Raw genomic sequence first — 15,387 nt, 5'->3', positions numbered from 1 at the left:
GGCTTGTCAGGTCCCACATTAGTGCTTCGTTGCCTGGGCGATATCGCTCGACCCAACCAAGCCTGACTTTACCGGCTGATCTTCAACCCCTCGCGCCCCGCATGCCGCTCCAGCGCCAACTCAATCAAGCGGCTGACCAATTCGCTGTAACTCATTCCGGCGGCTTGCCACAACTTGGGGTACATGCTGATACGGGTAAAACCCGGCAGTGAGTTGATCTCGTTGATCAGCACTTCGCCGTCGTCGGTAAGGAATACATCCACCCGCGCCAGCCCGGCGCAGCCCAGGGTTTCAAACGCTTCGATGGCCAAGGCTCGAATACGCTCGCTGGCCTCGACGCTGATATCGGCCGGCACGACCACCTGGGCGGCCTGGCCGTCGATGTATTTGCTGTCATAGGAATAGAACCCGTCACGCACCACGATCTCACCGCAGGCGCTGGCCTCAGGTCGGTCGTTGCCCAGTACGGCGCATTCGATTTCCCGGCCCTTGACCGCCGATTCCACCAGTACTTTTTCGTCAAAGCCCAAGGCCAATTCAACCGCCGCGAGATACTCGGCTTCGTTGCCGACTTTACTCACGCCCACGGAAGAACCTTGATTCGCCGGTTTCACGAACAGCGGCAGGCCGAGTTTCTGCTGCGCTTGCTGGAACGAGGTACGCGCCGCGTTGCCACGGTTGAGGGTAATGAATGGCGTGACGGCAATTCCGGCATCACGCAGCAGGCGCTTGCTGATGTCCTTGTCCATGCACACGGCCGAACCGAGCACGTCGGAGCCCACAAACGGCAAGTCCGCCATGCGCAGCAAACCTTGCAGGCAGCCGTCTTCGCCGAGGGTGCCGTGGACAATGGGGAAGATCACATCGACGTGTTCCAGCATCGTCTGGCTGGACGTTTCTACCAGTTGCTGGCTGGCCTTGCCCGGTACCACCGCCAGTTCGCGGTTGGACTGGTTGAGGGCGATCAATGCCGAGTTTTCCTGGTTGATCAGGAAGTTCGAGGTGTCATTGAGGTGCCAGTGGCCAGCCTTGTCGATACCAATCAGGATCGGCTCGAAGCGCGTACGGTCCAAAGCATCGACGATATTGCGCGCCGACTGCAGCGACACCTCGTGCTCGGTCGAACGCCCACCAAAAATAATACCTACCCGCAGCTTGCTCATGACCGGCCTCGCGTTGAACGTGTTCTGAAAAGTCACGCTACTTAACACGAGGCTCGCCCGGACTTAAAGAGGCAGCGCGATTTTCGCCGCACGCGCCCGTTCGGAAAGCGCAACGCTGACGGGCAGCATCGCCAGCACATACGCACCGCGTTCCGGGCTGCCAAGGTTGGCGATGAAGGTCAAGGGTGAGTCCCGGAACTCGAATATCAGGTTGAAGGTGCCATAGGCGCTGCGCACGTCCACCTGAAGCACCGAAGACAGTAATCGTTGCTGCTGACGCAAGACTCGATACACCAGGTTTTCACCGTCAATACGCAACACCGGGTTGAGGTTGTTACTGGCAAGTGCCACCCAAGGCAGTACGCGAATACCCATAAAAGTCGCCAGTACCGGGATGTTGGCACCCTTGAGCCCGGTCCCTGGCGCATAGGGCGTGGTCGCTGACACCCGCGCCTTGCGCACGTGCTTCCAGACTCGGTAGACCACCCACAAGGCAAAAGCCTGGCAGGTGATGATGACTGCTGGTATCGCAACGTCTTGCCAATCCATGGTCTTGACTCCGTTTCAGCGAGTGGTCACCAGATGAGCCCCGAACAACACATAACAACTGCCGGCGAACCGGTCCAACCACTTGCGCGAGCGGCTATAAAGATTGGCCATGCGCTCGCTGGAAAACACCAGCGCCACGCAGGAGTACCAACTGAATGACAGCGTCGCCATGGTGATCACGGCCAAGGTCAGCAACATCGGCGAGGGTGACGGCGGCATGGTCGAAGCAAAGACAGTGGCGACAAACAACGCGGCCTTGGGATTAGACAGATTGCCCAGCAAGCCCAGGCGCCAGGCGGAAAACAGCGAGCGTCGGGGCTCGTCCGGCAACAGGCTCTGACTCATGGCTGGCGTCGAGCGTTTGAACAGTTTCAACCCCAGATAAATCAGGTAACAGCCGCCGATGATTTTGAACGCCAGATACAACATGGGCGCGGCGGTGAACAGCGACTTGATGCCCAAGCCACCCGCCAGCCCCCACATCACCGTGCCGGTAGCCACACCAGACGAAGCCACCACGCCATGGCGGCGCGAACAACTGGCCGCCAGTTGCGCGGTGTTGAAAAAGTTAGGCCCTGGCGTTACAACCGCGACGGCCCAGAGCAGGGCCAGCGATACCAGCGGCGCAGCGTAGGCCGGGTTGAGAAATTCCATGAGGGTTGCACCAGAGCAGTACATGAACTGGGATCATAGGCTAGGCCGGCAAGGCTGTCTGCCCACGCCGCACAATCATTCAAGACCCCGGCAGACAGTGGATTCAGACTGGGTTAACGTGTTTCCACCTCACCTTGCGACAAGCCACCATGGGCAAACCGACTTCCAACATCGACTGGCTGCACCGCGCGCCCCACGCCAGCGGCCTGGAGCGTATCGAGGCGTATTTTTCCGGGTTCGGCTTCGATCCCCATCGCCACGACACCTATGCCATCGGCCGCACCCTGTTCGGGGTGCAGAGTTTTCATTACCGCGGCAACAAGACCCACAGCCTGCCAGGCACCACCATGGTGCTGCATCCCGACGAAGTCCATGACGGTTGGGCCAGCAGCGAGGAAGGTTTCAAGTACCGGATGATTTATGTGGAGCCGGCGCTGATCCAGCAGATCCTCGGCGGCAAGCCGTTGCCATTTATCCACAATGGCCTGTCACGCGACCCGTGGTTGTACCGGGCCAGTGAAGTGCTGCTGCAAAGCCTGGACTGCCCGATTGATCCGTTGCAGGAACAAGACGCGCTGTTCGACCTGGCTCAAGCCCTGAACAATGCCTCGGGGATCAGCGTCGTCCGCAAGACCTTTGACTACCAGGCCGCCGAGCGAGCCCGGGAACTCATCCACAGCGCCCTGGGCCGCCCCATCACGCTGGAGGAGATGGCTGCGCACAGTGGGCGCGACCGTTGGGCGTTGTCGCGGGATTTTCGCCTGTTGTTCGGCACCAGCCCCTACCGCTACCTGACCATGCGCCGCCTGGACCTGGTGCGGACCTTGATCGGCCAGGGGCAATCGTTGGTGGATGCTGCGCTGACGGCCGGGTTCACCGATCAGAGCCACATGACCCGCCAATTTCACAGCACCTTCGGGTTGCCGCCGTCGCGGTGGGTGAAGATGCTCGGGCGCTGAGCCAGGCGCAGTGGTAAGCCTCAGACGTCGAGCTGGCGCCCAACCACCGGCTGGCCAATCGTCAGGAAATTCCCGCCCGCCACATGGTGCAAGGTGCGCAGCGCATCCTGGCCTTCGAAATGCCAACGGCCATCGCTGAACACTCGCTCGTCGGCCTGGGCGGCGATCACTTCGGCGAGGAACAGGTCATAGGTCTGCTGGTTATGCGGCTCGGGTAACAGGCGGCATTCCAGCCAGGCCACGCAGCCTTCAAGCATCGGCGCCTCGGTGTGTTCGCCGGTGAAGGTCTGCAAGCCATAGGCTTCGAACTTGTCCCGATCGCTGCCGGTGGTGTTACCCACGGTCTGCACAATATCGGCCTGGGCCACGCACGGCACGTTGAGCACAAAGCTGCCGGCGCCTTCGAGCAACTGCCGGGTCCAGGTGGCCTTGTCCAATACCACGGCGACTTTCGGCGGGTCGAAATCCAGCGGCATGGCCCAGGCGGCCGCCATGATATTGCGCTGCCCATTGTGGGCAGCGCTCACCAATACGGTCGGCCCATGGTTGAGCAAACGGTAGGCCTTGGACAGCGGGACGAGACGGCGATAGGTAAGGCTCATGGACGGTCTTCCGGGGCTCGGGAAAAATCCAACGATACCTGAAACTTGAATCCACCGGCCGGATCGTGAGATGAAGGAGGCACAAGTGACACTGACCGCGAGGCTTGCCAAGGATGAACCTGACATTGACGCCCCCACAGTGGGATGACATGAACGAAATGCTGGCGTTCGAGCTGGCCAACCGGGCGTTTTTCGAAAGCTGGATCAATGCCCGCCCGGATGCTTACTACAGCGTCGACGGCGTGACCCGGGCCATCGAAACCGCGTTGCAGGAAGCTCGCGAAGATCACACCTATCAGTATCTGGTGCGCGAGAACGGCCTGCTGGTGGGGCGACTCAACTTCACCCAGGTACGGCGCCGCTATTACCATTGCGCGTCCCTGGGCTACCGCATGGGGGCCGAGTACACCGGCCGCGGCCTGGCTCGGCAGGCAGTAGCCCTGGGGTTACAGAAAGCCTTTCAAGACCATGGATTACTGCGTATCGAAGCCACAGTACGCCCGGAAAACCTGGGGTCTGTCCGCGTACTGGAACGCAGTGGTTTCACGCAGTACGGCCATTCACACAAAAGCTTTCTGCTGCATGGGCAATGGTTCGACATGCTGCACTTTGAAATCCATGGCGGCACTTAAGTGGCCAACTGATTAGCAAACTGGCCGACAGCACTGACGACTTTCTGCGCGCCATCCTGGATCTCGACGATCACCGTGCCGGCTTCGGCCGCCAGGGCCAGGCCTTGTTCGGCCTGGAGCTGGCCTTCACTCATCAAGGCGACTGCATCACGGGCCATGTCCTGGTTCCGACGCACAACACCGACAATTTCCTCGGTGGCTTTACTGGTGCGCGAAGCCAATTGCCGAACCTCATCGGCCACCACTGCAAAGCCACGACCCTGCTCGCCGGCGCGTGCTGCTTCGATGGCGGCGTTAAGGGCCAGCAGGTTGGTCTGCTCGGCAATACCGCTGATGGTCTTGACGATGCTGCCGATCACTTGGGACTGAGCATTCAATGCCTCAATGCCCTCGCCCGCCTGTTGCATGTGCTTGGCCAGGTCACGCATCACATCCACCGCCTGGGTCACCACCGTGGTGCCGCGCTGGGCACTGCTGTCGGTTTGTAATGAGGTGCTGTAGGCGATATTGGCGGCTTCGGCGACGGCCTGTTCCTGGTTGACTTGATCGGTGATCACGGTGGCGAACTTGACCACTTTGTACAGCCGGTCATTGGCATCGACCACCGGGTTATAGGACGCCTCCAACCACACCACGCGGCCATGGCTGTCGATCCGCTTGAAGCGATCCGCCACAAACTCGCCCGCATTCAAGCGCCGCCAGAAGTTCTGATACTCAGCGCTGTTGTATTCCTCCGGCTCGCAGAACGTACGGTGATGTTTGCCCTGAATCTGCGCCAGGCTGTAACCCATACCATTGAGAAACCGATCGTTGGCGGTGAGAACATTACCGCTGAGGTCAAACTCGATCACCGCTGTGGAGCGCACCAGGGCGCCGATCAGGTTTTCGTGCTCGCGGGACGCCTCGATGGTGCGGGTCAAGTCACTGGAAAAAATCGAGAAGTGCTTGATCCGCCCATCCGAACCCCGTATCGGTTGCACGATAGAACGCAGCCACGCCTCCTTGCCGTTGCCTCGTAACAGGCGCACGGTCCCGGCGAAGTGTTCGCCACGGGCCAGGGCATTTTTGAAGCGCAGCTGGAACTCATTCTGCTTGACGTGCGCAGGTACCAGGTCATCGATCAGACGGCCTTGCAGGTTGATCCCCTGATAGGCCATCTCTTCGAGAAAGTTGGCATTGACCGACGTGATACGTCCCTCTGGATCCAGGGTCAAGGCCAGCATCTCGCTCTCCAGGCTCTCCCTGACCTGCAGCAGGCTGGACAGTTCTTCGCGAAGAGCGGACAGCTCCTGCTTCAAGCGGGTATTGAACATGGGAGGCACCGGTGGACAATGGCTGATTGTCTTACCATCGGCGCTGCCGGCATTTTCTTAAGAGAGGTTTAGCGCAATGCTCAACTATATTTTTGCGCGGCCTCAACTGCCGTTATTACGGCACATGCCCATCACTTGGTACTCCAGGGTATTGAGCTTGCCGGTGGAGTCTTCGTAGGTCATACGCGACGGCACCACCTCGCAAGCACGGATCGGCGGCGTCACGTTGACCACCTTGGCAATGTCCAGCTTCATGCCGTAGCGATAGGCTTGAACCTCGGGCGCTGGCTTGCCGTTTTTCGCGGCATACAGGGCCATGGCCTTCTGGTTGTTGTCCATCAACTGGGTAAAGGTGCGGTCACCACCGCCCTCGGCCATTGCGCCGAACGACAGGGCCAGGACCAACGCGCCTAGTGTGACGTTTAGGGTATTCATGGGGTGTTCCTCGTCTGAAATATTCAGTACCGAGGTTAACTAACCAACCCTGTCAGGAGCGTCACCGAGAGATTACTTATCCGTTATGTGCGGCAGAACTTCCAAAATTGTAATCCTCGCGCCACCTCGCCGTTATCTCGTGTTTGCAACTATCAATCTGGGCCAAACCAACAATAACGCCCACTTAATAAAAGGCTGATAGCTGCCAATACCGAGGAGCGAAACATGTGCACTAACCGCAAACTTTCCCTTTCATTCATTGCGGCCCTGGCGGGCTGTACGCCGCTGGCCGCCATGGCCGTGGAAGAGCAACCTGAAGGGTTTATCGAAGGCAGTACGTTGAACGTGCTGGCCCGTAACTTTTACTTCAACCGTGATGACCGCAAGGGCCAGTCCAGCCCCACCGGCAACGGGTATTCGGAAGCCTGGGCCCAGGGCCTGATCAGCAAGTTCGAATCCGGCTTCACCCAGGGCACCGTCGGTTTTGGCCTGGACGCCTTCGCCATGTACGGCCTGAAACTGGACTCGGGCACCGGTCGCAGCGGCGGTAAGGGATCGTTCGGCGTATTGCCGGTGGACAGCGACAACCGTCCCGAAGACAACTACAGCAAGCTCGGCGGCGCCCTGAAAGTGCGCCTGCTGGATACCGTGATCAAGGCCGGCGATGTGTTCCCGCAAACGCCAGTGGTGCATTACGGCGACTCGCGTTTGCTGCCGGAAAGCTTTCGCGGGGTCACCGCACAAAACACCAGTTTTGACGGTTTGACCCTGCAAGGCGGACGTCTGCATGCCATGAGTCAGCCCAACGCCAGCGGCATGAACAATGGCTTCGCCACCTTCTACGCAGGCAAGGTCGACTCCCCTTGGATCGCCTACTTCGGTGGTGATTACCAAGTGAACCCAAATGTCAGCGTCAGCCTTTACAGCAGCCGCTTGAAGGATGCCTGGGATCAATACTACTTCGGCACGGCGGCCAGCTATCCGCTGACGGATGAGGTGTCGTTGTTCGGCGGTTTCAACTATTACAACGCCCAGGACGAAGGCAAAAAGCTGCTGGGGGAATTCAATAACAACATCTGGAGCGCCAAGGTGGGCGTAAAGATGGGCGCCCATAAACTGGCGCTGTCGCACCAGCGCAACAACGGTAATGACGACTTCGATTACCTGCGCCAGTCGGACTCGATCTTCCTCGACAACTCGATCCAGTACAGCGACTTCAACTCGCCCAAGGAGCGTTCGTGGATGGTCACCTACAACCTGGACATGCAGCCCTTCGGCATTCCCGGTCTGTCCTTCATGACCCGCTACGGCAAAGGCACCGGCGGCGACTACAGCAACGCCAATTCGGTGTACATGCGCCGCGATGCGGCTGGTAATCCGTTGACCGATCAACGTCGGTGGGAGCGGGATATCGAGGCCAAGTATGTGGTGCAAGGCGGCAACCTGAAGGACCTGTCGCTGCGCGTTCGCCAGGCGACAGTGCGTTCCAGTGCCTTTGAATCGGATCTGGAAGAACTTCGCTTGATCGTCGAATACCCACTGGCCATCCTCTGATACACCTCAACGGCAAGTGCTTACATTCACTTGCCGTTGACCTACATCTGTTCACAGTTTGCAGCCTGTCAGAACTGTAATATCGCCCTCACCTTCTCGTTAAGTTGACCTTCATATACTGGCCGCATAGCCCAGCCGAGGTTTGTTTTCAACTAACGGCACAGGCCTTGTCTGGAGACCCTTATGAAGCTATTTAACGTGTTATTGATCAGTTTGCTGGGCACCATTTCAACCGCCGCATTGGCTGACGACGGCAGCGACCGCTCCAAGCAGTTCCTCGCCGAGTTTCGCCAGCAACAGCAGCAGGTTCATGGTTCAGAAGCGGTAGCCCAAACACAGTCCGCAGAGGCAGATAACACTTCGAAAGAGGCTATCTGAACTGCGCACACCGAGCACATTCATCTCTGAAGCTTTTGTGTAGCTCCTTTGGAAAGAGATGAATTTTTAACGCCCCGATTGGGGCGTTTTTTTTTGGATTGTTTTTCCCCTTGAGGGTCGCTTCGTCAGGATGCCGCACCAAACCCATCGCAGCCTCGTGCCTCGGCAGCGGCTACGGGAAATACTTACTCACTTTACGCCGCAGTTGTAAGCGATTTGTCGAACTAACGTGAATGGGTCGACAACAACAGTGAGTGCAAAGGATTGCCCATTCATTCAAACGAGTACCGGCTTTTCGCCGGTCGTTACTCCGAGCCTGGACGAATTTACGCAGTGACGGTTGTTACCGATCAGCGCCGGCCTGTCTTTACCGATTTCCATTTGGGCCGATTACTGGTCAAAAAGATGAAGCTCGCCCATGAGGAAGGGAGTGTTTCTTCCTTGGCCTGGGTGATCATGCCCGACCATTTTCACTGGTTATTCGAACTGCAGGAAAGGTCCCTGCCCCAGGTAATGTGCAGGGTAAAGTCCAGAGGCAGCCTGTCCATCAACCAGTCAACAAAGACCAGCGGACGGCTCTGGCAAAAAGGCTATCACGACAGGGCGATTCGCAAGGAAGATGACCTGCGAACCATTGCTCGCTACATCGTAGCCAACCCCCTACGCGCAGGCCTGGTCAGAAAAGCCGGCGAGTATCCACTATGGGACGCGAGCTGGCTGTAGCCGCTGCCGCCAGGCTGCGATAAGGGCCGAAGGACCTTCAGCGGTTTCAAGATCCTGGCGATCTGCTGCGCAGCCGATCGCAGGCTGCGCCAGCGGCTACAGGGTGGCGGCGTTTATCTGTAGCCGCTGCCGAGGTACGAGGCTGCGATAAGGACCGAAGGAACTTCAGCGCTTTCAAGATCCTGGCGACTGCTGCGCAGCCGATCGCAGGCTGCGCCAGCGGCTACAGAGTGGCGGCGTTTATCTGTAGCTGCTGCCGAGGCACGAGGCTGCGATAAGAGCTGGAGGACCTTCAGCGGTTTCAAGATCCTGACGTCTGCTGCGCAGCCGATCGCAGGCTACGCCAGCGGCTACAGGTGACCGGCGTTTATCTGTAGCCGCTGCCGAGGTACGAGGCTGCGATAAGGGCCGAAGGACCTTCAGCGGTTTCAAGATCCTGGCGTCTGCTGCGCAGCCGATCGCAGGCTACGCCAGCGGCTACAGGTTACCGAAACATCCCCTGTAGCCGCTGCCGAGGCACGAGGCTGCGATAAGGGCCGAAGGACCTTCAGCGGTTTCAAGACCTGACGACTGCTGCGCAGCCGATCGCAGGCTGCGCCAGCGGCTACAGGTCAGTCGCTCACGGGCTCTTCATCCCGCCGATGCGCCCAGTAGTACAGCGCCGGCAATACCAACAACGTCAGGATCGTGGACGAGATAATCCCACCAATCACCACCGTCGCCAGTGGCCTTTGTACCTCGGCACCGGTCCCGGTCGCCAACGCCATGGGAATAAACCCCAGGGATGCCACCAACGCCGTCATCAACACCGGCCGCAAGCGAGTCAGAGCCCCTTCGTTGATCGCCACCGACAACGTGCGCCCTTCCTCCCGCAAGTTACGAATGAAGGCAATCATCACCAGCCCGTTGAGCACCGCCACGCCAGACAAGGCAATGAACCCCACCCCCGCCGAGATCGACAGCGGAATATCCCGCAGCCACAGCGCCATGATCCCACCCGTCAACGCAAACGGAATCCCGGTAAACACCAGCAGCCCGTCCTTGAGGTTGTTGAACATCATGAACAACAGCCCGAATACCAACAGCAACGCCACCGGCACCACGATGCGCAAACGCTCGGAGGCTTCTTTCAGCTGTTCGAACTGCCCGCCCCAGGTGGTCCAGTAACCGGCAGGGATTTTCACCTGAGTGGTAATGGCCGTCGCGGCCTCTTCGACAAACGAGCCTATGTCACGTCCACGCACGTTGGCACTGACGATCACCAGGCGCTTGCCGTTCTCACGACTGATCTGATTGGGGCCAAGCACCAGGTCCAGGCTGGCGACTTCCGACAATGCGATAAAACCAATCTGTCCACCGGCATTACTGGCCAGCGCCGGAATCGGGATCAACAACCGTGACAACCCGTCGATATCGGTACGCAGGGCGTCGGACAAGCGCACGACCATGTCGAAACGCCGGTCACCTTCATACATCGTACCGGCCTGACGCCCCCCCACCGCGACGGCAATAGTGTCTTGCACATCGCCCACATTCAGGCCAAAACGCGCAGCCTTGTCGCGGTCGATATTGATGGTCAGCACCGGCAACCCGGAGGTTTGTTCCACCTTCACCTCAGAGGCTCCTTTGAGCCCCTGCAAGGTCTCGGCAATTTCCCCGGCGGTCTTGTTCAGCACCGCCATGTCATCGCCAAATACCTTCACCGCCACGTCACTGCGCACCCCGGAGATCAGCTCGTTAAAACGCAGTTGAATCGGCTGCGACAGCTCATACACGCTGCCCGGCACAATCGCACTGGCGCGCTGGATATCGGCGATGATGGCCTCGCGAGACTTCTTCGGATCGGGCCACTGGTCCTTCGGCTTGAGCATCACGTAGCTGTCGGAAATATTCGGCGGCATTGGGTCCGAGGCGATTTCCGCAGTACCGGTACGCGCAAACACGCGCTCGACTTCCGGGACCTTGGCCAGCAAGGTTTTTTCCAACTGCTGCTGCATCTGGACTGATTGCGTAAGGCTGGTGCCCGGTACACGCATGGCCTGCTGGGCAAAGTCGCCTTCACTGAGGCTGGGGATAAACTCACTGCCCATGCGGCTGGCCACAGCACCCGATACCACGATGGTCATCACCGCCAGGCCGAAGGCCAACGGACGGTGCGCCATCACCCAATCCAGCACCGGCGCATAGGCCCGGCGTGCAGTGCGCATCACCAGGTTTTCTTCTTCCTTGACCTTGCCGGTGACAAACAGCGCAATCGCTGCCGGCACGAAGGTCACCGAGAGAATCATCGCACCCAGCAGCGCAGTCACCACCGTGAACGCCATGGGATGGAACATCTTCCCGGCCACGCCAGTGAGGGCGAAGATCGGCAGGTACACCACCATGATGATCAGTTGCCCGAAGATCAGCGCCCGGCGTGCTTCCTTGGCCGCCGCAAACACTTCATGCAAACGCTCGCTGCGGGTCAACAGCCGTCCATGCCGTTGCTGGGCATGGGCCAGGCGGCGGATGGCGTTCTCGACGATCACCACCGCGCCGTCGACGATAATCCCGAAGTCCAGCGCCCCGAGGCTCATCAGGTTGGCGCTGACCTTGTTGGTGAACATTCCGGTAAAGGTGAACAACATCGCCAGGGGAATCACCATCGCGGTGATCAGCGCCGCGCGGATATTGCCCAGGAACAGGAACAGAATCACGATCACCAGCAGTGCACCTTCGAAGAGGTTTTTCTTCACGGTGCTGATAGCTTTTTCCACCAGGTTGGTGCGGTCATACACGGTGACCGCCACCACGCCTTCGGGCAGCGAACGATTGATCTCTTCCAGTTTTTTCGCCACCGCCTGGGACACGGTGCGGCTGTTCTCGCCGATCAGCATGAACACCGTACCCAGCACCACTTCGCGACCGTTTTCGGTGGCTGCGCCGGTTCGTAACTCACGGCCGATGTCGACCTGGGCGACGTTGCGCACACGAATCGGCGTACCGTCGACGGTGTTGATCACGATGTTGGCGATGTCTTCGATGGACGCCACTTGCCCTGGCGCGCGGATCAGCAATTGCTCACCGCTGCGCTCGATATAACCGGCGCCGACGTTGGCGTTGTTACGCTCCAGCGCGGTGACCAAGTCGGTCAAAGTCAGGTTGTAAGCCGCCAAGCGCTTGGGGTCTGGAGCGATCTGGTATTCCTTGGCAAAGCCACCGATGGTGTTGATCTCGGCCACACCCGGGACGTTGCGCAATTGCGGCTTGATGATCCAATCCTGGATCACCCGCAGGTCTGTCGGCGTGTAGGCAGAGCCGTCCTCCTTACGGGCACCATCTTCCGCTTCCACGGTCCACAGGAAAATCTCGCCAAGCCCGGTGGAGATCGGCCCCATCCGCGCCTCGACGCCTTCGGGCAGTTGCTCCCGGGCCACCTGCAAACGCTCGTTGACCAGTTGCCGGGCAAAGAACAGGTCAGTGCCGTCCTTGAAAATCACCGTCACCTGAGACAAGCCGGAGCGGGACAGCGAGCGGGTCTGCTGCAATCCCGGCAAACCTGCCATGGCCGTCTCAATGGGAAACGTAATGCGCTGCTCGGTTTCCAACGGCGAAAACCCGGCGGCGGCCGAGTTGATTTGTACCTGGACGTTAGTGATGTCCGGCACCGCGTCGATGGGCAGTTTCTGATAGCTGGCGATACCGATACCGGCCATCAACAGCACCGCCAGCAGCACGATGATGCGCTGCTCGATGGCAAATTGGATAAGGCGCTCAAACATGGGAAATCACTCGCAGAAAAAGGCGTATCAATGCACGGGGTTCAACAAATCTGAGGCCAGCGTTGCGTAGCAGCTGTCGAGCCCTAGAGAGGCTGCGTCCGCGGTTTATCTGACACCCCGGGACATCAGGCTCTACGACCGCTTCGCAGTCGGACGCGGCCTCGTTCTACTCGACCGCTGTTACGTAATGCCAACCACAGGAGGTACAGATACCCGCGCGTATCAATGGGCGTGCTCGGCCGAGCCTTTGCCCAATTCCGACTTGAGGATGAAGCTGCCGACGGTGGCCACCTGTGCGCCGGCGTCGAGGCCTTCGCGGACTTCGACGAAGCCGTTTTCACTCACGCCCACTTCGATATGGCGGGTCATGAAACCGTCCGCTGTGCGCACGAACACCGAGGGTTTGTCCTCGACGGTCTGGATCGCTTCCTGGGGTACCGTGACCTTGGCCTGATAGGTATCAGTCGACACTTGCACGGCCACGAACAAGCCTGGGCGCCAGGAATCATCGGGGTTTGGCACGGTGACTCGCACGGTCGCGGTACGGGTCTGTTCACCCAGCAAGTTGCCGACATAAGCCACCTTGCCCATCACTTCGGTGCCCATTTCCGTGGAGCTGACCTTCACCGGCTTGCCCACCTGGACCTTGTTCAAGTCCTTGGGAAACACACCAAAGGTGACCCACACCTGGGACAGGTCCGACAGGGTGAAGGCGTTGCTGGTCTCGCTCACCACTTCACCGACGCCGAGGTGTTTTTCCACCACTACGCCGTCGAACGGCGCACGCAGTTCATAGCGATTGCCGCCCGCCAATACGGTGCTGCCGCTCAGGGCATTCATCTTTTGCCGAGCGTTGTTCAGGGCAATTTCGGCTTCTTGCAAAGTCTGGCGCGCCAACAGGTAATCCTGCTCGGCGGAGATCTTGTCCTGCCACAATTGGCGTTCGCGCTGGAAGGTGGTGCGGGCCAGTTCAACCCGGCGCTCGCTGGCCGCCAGTTCACTGCGCTGATCGGAGATCTGCTGGCTGGCGATGACGGCCAGCAACTCGCCTTTTTTCACTGACTGACCCAGATTGACCTTGACCGACTCCACCACGCCCGCCGCACGGGGCACGATGTGAGAGGTGCGGTCTTCATCAAAACGAATCTCTCCCGGCAACGACAGCACAGTGCTGATCTGCCGGGGCTGAGCCTGGGCCAATTGAATACCCGCAGCCTGGATTTGCTGATCGCTGAGTTCGAGCTTGCCTTCTTCTTCCGGCGCTTGTGCGGCGGCCGCTTTTTCCTCAACCGCAACACTGGGGGCAGGCCGGAACAGGTCGGTCGTCACCACCAGTCCTAGACCAATGGCCACCGCAACGGCCAAAGCAATGCCTTGTTTCTTGTTCATCGGGTGCTCCTGAAAAATCAAAACCGGGCGAGGTCGCCGTAAATCCGTTCGATACGTACCCAGGCGTCGGTGGCCTGGGCTAACGCTGCGAGGTATTGGGTGCGGGCCGCAATCAAGGTGCGCTGGGCATCAAGGACTTCCAGGAAGTTGAACTTGCCCATCTCGAAACCACGGGTGGCACTGTCCACCGCGCTCTGGGCAGCCGGCAGAATCACTTGGTTGAAGGAACGCACTTCGCTGTTGGCCGTCGACCATAGGTCCAGGGCCTGGCGGGTGTCGGTGCGCAATCGCAGTTCGGCGGCGTTGCGCAGGTCCCGCGCCTGGTCCGCCCGGCGGCTGGCGGAGAGCACGTTGCCCTGGTTGCGGTTGAACAACGGGATAGGCATCGACACGCCCACCACATTCACCCGCTCACGCACGCTGGCGTCGTATTGGCTGCCGATGGACACGTCGAGGTTGGGAATGCGCTCGGCTTTTTCCAAGCCCAATGCCGCTTCGCGCTGCTGGATTTGCAGTTCGGCCAAGCGCAGTTCAGCGGTTTGATCCAGGCGTGCCAGCAGTTGTGACGGTGGAGGCAATGCCGGCGCGGCCATGGCTTGCGACGCGACAGATTGGAAGTCGGTACTGGCCGCCCCGGTAATCGCGGCCAAACGGCGGTAGGCGTCAGTCAGGCCCATTTCAGCGCGGCTGAACTCCAGGCGAATCTCCGAGAGTTGCACCTGAGCACGAGTGGCCTCCACCGGCGACGATTTACCCGCCGTGACCCGGCCATTGGCAACCACCAGGCCGCGCTCGGCCAGCGCCAATGAACGTTGAGCCAGATCGAGGCGCTCCTGCGCCCGCAGTGCTCCGTAAAAGCCTTCGATGACATCGGCCCGCAACACGTTGCGCCGCTGCTCCAGTGTCAACGCCGCCGCGTCCTGGGCCCGCGATGCCACATCAATTCGCGCACCGCGCTTGCCGCCCAACTCCAGGGTCTGGCTCAGCTTAATGGTGGTGGTGCGGGAGTTGCGACGCGTGTCTTCGGCATCGAAAGAGGCCACAGGATTGGGGATCAAACCGGCCTGCTGTCGACCGCCTTGGTCGATGTCGATTTCCCATTGTGCAGCGGCCAGGTCCGGATTGTTGGCGAAGGCGGTTTGCAGGGCCGAATCGAGGGTCAACGTTTGGGCTTGAGCGCCCTGAACCGTCGCCGTACTAAATAACAAAACAGCGGACAAAGCGCCCGCAATCCACAGTAATTTTCTTACGTGAGTTGGCATAACAAGAGTTCCA

General features: G+C 59.6%; 14 protein-coding genes. 5 read left to right on the top strand and 9 right to left on the bottom strand.

The window, feature by feature from the left end:
- Nucleotides 1-68: 68 nt before the first annotated feature.
- The 3 genes from ddlA to HKK55_RS00875 form a co-directional block, all read right to left on the bottom strand.
- Nucleotides 69-1,163, bottom strand: coding sequence for a D-alanine--D-alanine ligase (gene ddlA, locus HKK55_RS00885; protein WP_169352941.1), 1,095 nt, complete (start codon nt 1,161-1,163; stop codon nt 69-71).
- A 63-nt stretch (nt 1,164-1,226) separates the two neighbouring features.
- The gene (locus HKK55_RS00880) at nt 1,227-1,712 is read right to left on the bottom strand and encodes a hypothetical protein (RefSeq protein WP_169352940.1); all 486 of its coding nucleotides are present in this window, start codon (nt 1,710-1,712) and stop codon (nt 1,227-1,229) included.
- 15 nt (nt 1,713-1,727) lie between these two features.
- The gene (locus tag HKK55_RS00875; protein ID WP_169352939.1) at nt 1,728-2,366 is read right to left on the bottom strand and encodes a LysE family transporter; all 639 of its coding nucleotides are present in this window, start codon (nt 2,364-2,366) and stop codon (nt 1,728-1,730) included.
- 149 nt (nt 2,367-2,515) lie between these two features.
- Between HKK55_RS00875 and HKK55_RS00870 the strand changes: the two genes are divergently transcribed.
- A complete protein-coding gene (locus HKK55_RS00870; RefSeq protein ID WP_169352938.1) occupies nt 2,516-3,325 on the top strand; it encodes an AraC family transcriptional regulator in 810 nt (269 codons plus the stop codon).
- Nucleotides 3,326-3,345: 20 nt separating this feature from the next.
- On the opposite strand, the gene HKK55_RS00865 is transcribed toward HKK55_RS00870, so the two are convergent.
- Nucleotides 3,346-3,927 carry a flavin reductase family protein gene (locus HKK55_RS00865; protein WP_169352937.1) on the bottom strand — a complete coding sequence of 194 codons (582 nt, stop codon included), beginning with the start codon at nt 3,925-3,927 and terminating at the stop codon, nt 3,346-3,348.
- Between the two features lie 113 nt (nt 3,928-4,040).
- Between HKK55_RS00865 and HKK55_RS00860 the strand changes: the two genes are divergently transcribed.
- A complete protein-coding gene (locus tag HKK55_RS00860; RefSeq protein ID WP_169352936.1) occupies nt 4,041-4,559 on the top strand; it encodes a GNAT family N-acetyltransferase in 519 nt (172 codons plus the stop codon).
- Here HKK55_RS00860 and HKK55_RS00855 read toward each other — a convergent pair.
- Nucleotides 4,556-5,872, bottom strand: coding sequence for a PAS domain-containing methyl-accepting chemotaxis protein (locus HKK55_RS00855; RefSeq protein ID WP_169352935.1), 1,317 nt, complete (start codon nt 5,870-5,872; stop codon nt 4,556-4,558). The two genes, HKK55_RS00860 and HKK55_RS00855, sit on opposite strands and share 4 nt — an antisense overlap.
- 102 nt (nt 5,873-5,974) lie before the next feature.
- Nucleotides 5,975-6,307 (bottom strand): DUF2790 domain-containing protein, encoded by a 333-nt coding sequence (locus HKK55_RS00850; RefSeq protein ID WP_169352934.1) that lies wholly within the window; start codon nt 6,305-6,307, stop codon nt 5,975-5,977.
- Between the two features lie 225 nt (nt 6,308-6,532).
- On the opposite strand from HKK55_RS00850, the gene HKK55_RS00845 reads away from it, so the two are divergent.
- The 3 genes from HKK55_RS00845 (at nt 6,533) to HKK55_RS00835 (ending at nt 8,962) form a co-directional block, all read left to right on the top strand.
- Nucleotides 6,533-7,861, top strand: a complete 1,329-nt coding sequence (locus tag HKK55_RS00845; RefSeq protein ID WP_169352933.1) for an OprD family porin — start codon at nt 6,533-6,535, stop codon at nt 7,859-7,861.
- A gap of 183 nt (nt 7,862-8,044) precedes the next feature.
- Entirely contained in the window at nt 8,045-8,239 is a 195-nt protein-coding gene (locus HKK55_RS00840; protein ID WP_169352932.1) for a hypothetical protein, read from the top strand.
- A 333-nt stretch (nt 8,240-8,572) separates the two neighbouring features.
- Nucleotides 8,573-8,962 carry a transposase gene (locus HKK55_RS00835; RefSeq protein WP_336604603.1) on the top strand — a complete coding sequence of 130 codons (390 nt, stop codon included), beginning with the start codon at nt 8,573-8,575 and terminating at the stop codon, nt 8,960-8,962.
- A gap of 611 nt (nt 8,963-9,573) precedes the next feature.
- Here the strand turns inward: HKK55_RS00835 and HKK55_RS00830 are convergent.
- The 3 genes from HKK55_RS00830 to HKK55_RS00820 all read right to left on the bottom strand — a co-directional run bounded on the left by HKK55_RS00830 (nt 9,574) and on the right by HKK55_RS00820 (nt 15,374).
- Nucleotides 9,574-12,723 carry a CusA/CzcA family heavy metal efflux RND transporter gene (locus tag HKK55_RS00830; RefSeq protein ID WP_169352930.1) on the bottom strand — a complete coding sequence of 1,050 codons (3,150 nt, stop codon included), beginning with the start codon at nt 12,721-12,723 and terminating at the stop codon, nt 9,574-9,576.
- Between the two features lie 222 nt (nt 12,724-12,945).
- Nucleotides 12,946-14,112, bottom strand: coding sequence for an efflux RND transporter periplasmic adaptor subunit (locus tag HKK55_RS00825; protein WP_169352929.1), 1,167 nt, complete (start codon nt 14,110-14,112; stop codon nt 12,946-12,948).
- Between the two features lie 17 nt (nt 14,113-14,129).
- The gene (locus HKK55_RS00820; RefSeq protein ID WP_169352928.1) at nt 14,130-15,374 is read right to left on the bottom strand and encodes a TolC family protein; all 1,245 of its coding nucleotides are present in this window, start codon (nt 15,372-15,374) and stop codon (nt 14,130-14,132) included.
- Nucleotides 15,375-15,387 lie beyond the last annotated feature (13 nt).

Origin of the sequence: Pseudomonas sp. ADAK18 (genome assembly GCF_012935695.1) — a bacterium.
In the GTDB taxonomy this organism is placed as follows: domain Bacteria; phylum Pseudomonadota; class Gammaproteobacteria; order Pseudomonadales; family Pseudomonadaceae; genus Aquipseudomonas.
The sequence above is the reverse complement of the archived record's forward strand: the minus strand, read 5'-3'. Positions and strand labels throughout refer to the sequence as shown.

Excerpts from the sequence above, each read along its gene's own strand:
- ddlA (WP_169352941.1), bottom strand. The coding sequence starts at position 1,163 with ATGAGCAAGCTGCGGGTAGGTATTATTTTTGGTGGGCGTTCGACCGAG.
- HKK55_RS00880 (WP_169352940.1), bottom strand. The coding sequence starts at position 1,712 with ATGGATTGGCAAGACGTTGCGATACCAGCAGTCATCATCACCTGCCAG.
- HKK55_RS00875 (WP_169352939.1), bottom strand. The coding sequence starts at position 2,366 with ATGGAATTTCTCAACCCGGCCTACGCTGCGCCGCTGGTATCGCTGGCC.
- HKK55_RS00870 (WP_169352938.1), top strand. The coding sequence starts at position 2,516 with ATGGGCAAACCGACTTCCAACATCGACTGGCTGCACCGCGCGCCCCAC.
- HKK55_RS00865 (WP_169352937.1), bottom strand. The coding sequence starts at position 3,927 with ATGAGCCTTACCTATCGCCGTCTCGTCCCGCTGTCCAAGGCCTACCGT.
- HKK55_RS00860 (WP_169352936.1), top strand. The coding sequence starts at position 4,041 with ATGAACCTGACATTGACGCCCCCACAGTGGGATGACATGAACGAAATG.
- HKK55_RS00855 (WP_169352935.1), bottom strand. The coding sequence starts at position 5,872 with ATGTTCAATACCCGCTTGAAGCAGGAGCTGTCCGCTCTTCGCGAAGAA.
- HKK55_RS00850 (WP_169352934.1), bottom strand. The coding sequence starts at position 6,307 with ATGAATACCCTAAACGTCACACTAGGCGCGTTGGTCCTGGCCCTGTCG.
- HKK55_RS00845 (WP_169352933.1), top strand. The coding sequence starts at position 6,533 with ATGTGCACTAACCGCAAACTTTCCCTTTCATTCATTGCGGCCCTGGCG.
- HKK55_RS00840 (WP_169352932.1), top strand. The coding sequence starts at position 8,045 with ATGAAGCTATTTAACGTGTTATTGATCAGTTTGCTGGGCACCATTTCA.
- HKK55_RS00830 (WP_169352930.1), bottom strand. The coding sequence starts at position 12,723 with ATGTTTGAGCGCCTTATCCAATTTGCCATCGAGCAGCGCATCATCGTG.
- HKK55_RS00825 (WP_169352929.1), bottom strand. The coding sequence starts at position 14,112 with ATGAACAAGAAACAAGGCATTGCTTTGGCCGTTGCGGTGGCCATTGGT.
- HKK55_RS00820 (WP_169352928.1), bottom strand. The coding sequence starts at position 15,374 with ATGCCAACTCACGTAAGAAAATTACTGTGGATTGCGGGCGCTTTGTCC.